We start from the raw sequence: 5301 nt of genomic DNA on the forward strand, positions 1-5301 counted from the left end.
GCGTGTGTTGTTTGAGAACTCAACAGTGTGCCGATAAATGCTAGTGAGCTTGTGCCTGGCCTTTTGGACAGGTTAATTTGCTGGGATTTTCTCTGATGATTAATGCATTGTTGGAGAGTTTGATCCTGGCTCAGGACGAACGCTGGCGGCGTGCTTAACACATGCAAGTCGAACGATGAAGCCCTTCGGGGTGGATTAGTGGCGAACGGGTGAGTAACACGTGGGTAATCTGCCCTGCACTCTGGGATAAGCCCGGGAAACTGGGTCTAATACCGGATATGACTGCATCACGCATGTGGTGTGGTGGAAAGTTCCGGCGGTGCAGGATGAACCCGCGGCCTATCAGCTTGTTGGTGGGGTAATGGCCTACCAAGGCGACGACGGGTAGCCGGCCTGAGAGGGCGACCGGCCACACTGGGACTGAGACACGGCCCAGACTCCTACGGGAGGCAGCAGTGGGGAATATTGCACAATGGGCGAAAGCCTGATGCAGCGACGCCGCGTGAGGGATGACGGCCTTCGGGTTGTAAACCTCTTTCGCACGGGACGAAGCGAGAGTGACGGTACCGTGAGAAGAAGCACCGGCTAACTACGTGCCAGCAGCCGCGGTAATACGTAGGGTGCGAGCGTTGTCCGGAATTATTGGGCGTAAAGAGCTCGTAGGCGGTTTGTCGCGTCTATCGTGAAAACTGGAGGCTTAACTTCCAGCGTGCGGTGGATACGGGCAGACTTGAGTTCGGTAGGGGAGACTGGAATTCCTGGTGTAGCGGTGAAATGCGCAGATATCAGGAGGAACACCGGTGGCGAAGGCGGGTCTCTGGGCCGATACTGACGCTGAGGAGCGAAAGCGTGGGGAGCGAACAGGATTAGATACCCTGGTAGTCCACGCTGTAAACGTTGGGCGCTAGGTGTGGGGAGCATTCACGCTTTCCGTGCCGTAGCTAACGCATTAAGCGCCCCGCCTGGGGAGTACGGCCGCAAGGCTAAAACTCAAAGGAATTGACGGGGGCCCGCACAAGCGGCGGAGCATGTGGATTAATTCGATGCAACGCGAAGAACCTTACCTGGGTTTGACATGCACCAGACATCCCTAGAGATAGGGCTTCCCTTGTGGTTGGTGTGCAGGTGGTGCATGGCTGTCGTCAGCTCGTGTCGTGAGATGTTGGGTTAAGTCCCGCAACGAGCGCAACCCTCGTTCCATGTTGCCAGCGCGTAATGGCGGGGACTCATGGGAGACTGCCGGGGTCAACTCGGAGGAAGGTGGGGATGACGTCAAGTCATCATGCCCCTTATGTCCAGGGCTTCACACATGCTACAATGGCCGGTACAGAGGGTTGCGAGACCGTGAGGTGGAGCGAATCCCTTAAAGCCGGTCTCAGTTCGGATCGGGGTCTGCAACTCGACCCCGTGAAGTCGGAGTCGCTAGTAATCGCAGATCAGCAACGCTGCGGTGAATACGTTCCCGGGCCTTGTACACACCGCCCGTCACGTCACGAAAGTCGGTAACACCCGAAGCCCATGGCCCAACCCGTAAGGGGGGGAGTGGTCGAAGGTGGGACTGGCGATTGGGACGAAGTCGTAACAAGGTAGCCGTACCGGAAGGTGCGGCTGGATCACCTCCTTTCTAAGGAGCAACACAGCAGCTACCACACCTAACAGTGTTGTCCGTTCGGATGACCGGTGGTGGCGACCGAGGGTCTCTGAAGGATCCACGGAGTGATTGTTCAACTTTCTGAAATTGCGATACACAGCAATGAACGAGCTCACAATGATAGCGGCCCCAGGTGACTGGGGTTCGGCACACTGTTGGGTCCTGAGGCAACACACGTTGTGTTGTTTCTGGATCGACACAATGTCAGGCATTCGCCGTGGATCATACCGGCCTCGTGTCAGGGGTGTTGGTGGTTCGTGGGTGGTGGGTGTTCCTGGTTGGTGTTTGAGAATTGCATAGTGGATGCGAGCATCTTTGATCGTTTATGGTAGTAAGTTGTTAAGGGCACATGGTGGATGCCTGGGCATCAGGAGCTGATGAAGGACGTGGGAGGCTGCGATATGCCTCGGGGAGCTGTCAACCGAGCTGAGATCCGAGGATTTCCGAATGGGGAAACCCGGCACCCGTCATGGGGTGTCACCGTCATCTGAATCTATAGGGTGACGGGGGTAACGCGGGGAAGTGAAACATCTCAGTACCCGTAGGAAGAGAAAACAACCGTGATTCCGTGAGTAGTGGCGAGCGAAAGCGGAAGAGGCTAAACCGTGCACGTGTGATACCTGGCAGGGGTTGCGTGTGCGGGGTCGTGGGACCCACCTTGTTGGTGCTGCCATGCCAACGGAAAGTCATAAAATGTGTGTGTTAGTCGAATCAGTTTGGGAAACTGGACCGTAGACCGTGAGAGTCGGGTAGACGAAAACCGCACATCTTTCTTGGTGGTGTTCCCGAGTAGCAGCGAGCTCGTGGAATTTGCTGTGAATCTGGCGGGACCACCCGCTAAGCCTAAATACTCCCTGATGACCGATAGCGGACTAGTACCGTGAGGGAAAGGTGAAAAGTACCCCGGGAGGGGAGTGAAAGAGTACCTGAAACCGTGTGCCTACAAGCCGTCAGAGCCGTCTTAGCAACGGTGATGGCGTGCCTTTTGAAGAATGAGCCTGCGAGTTAGTGGTGCGTGGCGAGGTTAACCCGTGTGGGGTAGCCGTAGCGAAAGCGAGTCTGAATAGGGCGTTATAGTCGCGTGCTCTAGACCCGAAGCGGGGTGATCTACCCATGGCCAGGGTGAAGCGCCGGTAAGACGGCGTGGAGGCCCGAACCCACCAGGGTTGAAAACCTGGGGGATGAGCTGTGGGTAGGGGTGAAAGGCCAATCAAACTCCGTGATAGCTGGTTCTCCCCGAAATGCATTTAGGTGCAGCGTCACATGTTTCACGCCGGGGGTAGAGCACTGGATGGTCTAGGGGGCCTACAAGCTTACCGAAATCAACCAAACTCCGAATACCGGTGTGTGAGAGTGTGGCAGTGAGACTGCGGGCGATAAGGTTCGTGGTCGAGAGGGAAACAGCCCAGAACACCAGCTAAGGCCCCTAAGTGTGCGCTAAGTGGGAAAGGATGTGGGGTCGCCCAGACAACCAGGAGGTTGGCTTAGAAGCAGCCACCCTTGAAAGAGTGCGTAATAGCTCACTGGTCAAGTGGTCCTGCGCCGACAATGTAGCGGGGCTTAAGCGTACCGCCGAAGCTGTGTCACTCACACAATACATCCGCTTGAGCCTTCGGGTTCTTGTGCAGTGGTGTGGGTGGGTAGGGGAGCGTCCTGCATCCAGGGAAGCAACAGAGTGATCTAGTTGTGGAGGGTGTGGGAGTGAGAATGCAGGCATGAGTAGCGAAAGCAGAGTGAGAACCTCTGCCGCCGGATGACCAAGGGTTCCTGGGCCAGGTTAATCCGCCCAGGGTAAGTCGGGACCTAAGGCGAGGCCGACAGGCGTAGTCGATGGACAACGGGTTGATATTCCCGTACCCGTGTGGATGCGTCCCTGGCGAGGTCGGTGATACTAACCACCCGAACCGCATGCGTGTCTTCGGATGTGTGTGTTGGGGAGCGTGGGACCTGAGCCGGTAGTAGCCAAACGATGGGGTGACGCAGGAGGGTAGCTCCGCCAGCTGATGGTGACTGGTGTAAGCGTGTAGGGAGATCGGTAGGCAAATCCGCCGGTCACGTATCCTGAGACGTGATGCATAGCCGAATGAGGCGAAGTAGAGTGATCCCATGCTGCCGAGAAAAGCCTCTAGTGAGTGTCCATGCGGCCCGTACCCCAAACCGACACAGGTGGTCAGGTAGAGAATACCAAGGCGATCGGGTGAACTGTGGTTAAGGAACTCGGCAAAATGCCCCCGTAACTTCGGGAGAAGGGGGGCCGCAGCGCTTGAAGCCCCGTTGCGGGCTAGGGTGAGGCGGCCGCAGAGACCAGCGAGAAGCGACTGTTTACTAAAAACACAGGTCCGTGCGAAGTCGCAAGACGATGTATACGGACTGACGCCTGCCCGGTGCTGGAACGTTAAGAGGACCGCTTAGTCCCTTTGGGGGCGAAGGTGAGAATTTAAGCGCCAGTAAACGGCGGTGGTAACTATAACCATCCTAAGGTAGCGAAATTCCTTGTCGGGTAAGTTCCGACCTGCACGAATGGCGTAACGACTTCTCGACTGTCTCAACCACAGGCCCGGCGAAATTGCACTACGAGTAAAGATGCTCGTTACGCGCGGCAGGACGGAAAGACCCCGGGACCTTTACTATAGCTTGGTATTGGTGCTTGGTTCGGCTTGTGTAGGATAGGTGGGAGACTGTGAAGCTCATACGCCAGTATGGGTGGAGTCAATCTTGAAATACCACTCTGGTCGTACTGGGTGTCTAACTTCGGACCGTGATCCGGTCCAGGGACAGTGCCTGGTGGGTAGTTTAACTGGGGCGGTTGCCTCCCAAAGAGTAACGGAGGCGCCCAAAGGTTCCCTCAGCCTGGTTGGCAATCAGGTGTTGAGTGCAAGTGCACAAGGGAGCTTGACTGTGAGACTGACAGGTCGAGCAGGGACGAAAGTCGGGACTAGTGATCCGGCACCACCTGGTGGAAGGGGTGTCGCTCAACGGACAAAAGGTACCCCGGGGATAACAGGCTGATCTTGCCCAAGAGTCCATATCGACGGCATGGTTTGGCACCTCGATGTCGGCTCGTCGCATCCTGGGGCTGGAGTAGGTCCCAAGGGTTGGGCTGTTCGCCCATTAAAGCGGCACGCGAGCTGGGTTTAGAACGTCGTGAGACAGTTCGGTCCCTATCCGCCGCGCGCGCAGGAGACTTGAGGAAGGCTGTCCCTAGTACGAGAGGACCGGGACGGACGAACCTCTGGTGTGCCAGTTGTCCCGCCAGGGGCACGGCTGGTTGGCTACGTTCGGGAGGGATAACCGCTGAAGGCATCTAAGCGGGAAGCCTGTTCCAAGATGAGGTCTCCCACCCCTTTGTGGGTTAAGGCCCCCAGTTAGACCACTGGGTTGATAGGCCAGAGATGGAAGCGTAGTAATGCGTGGAGTTGACTGGTACTAATAGGCCGAGGACTTACCCATAAACGATCTAATTTTTTTCGCATCCACTATGCAACTCTGAAACCCCAACCCGTTGTGGTTGTTGTTTGTTTCATAGGGTTTCGGCGGTTATAGCGGTGGGGAAACGCCCGGTCCCATTCCGAACCCGGAAGCTAAGCCCTCCAGCGCCGATGGTACTGCACTCGACAGGGTGTGGGAGAGTAGGACACCGCCGAGCATTC

General features: G+C 56.7%; 3 rRNA genes. All 3 read left to right on the top strand.

The annotated features are described in order from the left end of the window. Window positions 1-107 precede the first annotated feature (107 nt). Window positions 108-1624: ribosomal RNA gene (locus tag BLA60_RS41765) — 16S ribosomal RNA — on the top strand. 356 nt (window positions 1625-1980) lie between these two features. Then, window positions 1981-5101 (top strand): 23S ribosomal RNA (locus BLA60_RS41770). A 79-nt stretch (window positions 5102-5180) separates the two neighbouring features. After that, a 5S ribosomal RNA gene (gene rrf, locus BLA60_RS41775) occupies window positions 5181-5297 on the top strand. The 16S, 23S and 5S rRNA genes sit together here, the layout of an rRNA operon. Window positions 5298-5301 lie beyond the last annotated feature (4 nt).

The organism is Actinophytocola xinjiangensis (assembly GCF_001921215.1).
Taxonomy (GTDB): Bacteria; Actinomycetota; Actinomycetes; order Mycobacteriales; family Pseudonocardiaceae; genus Actinophytocola; species Actinophytocola xinjiangensis.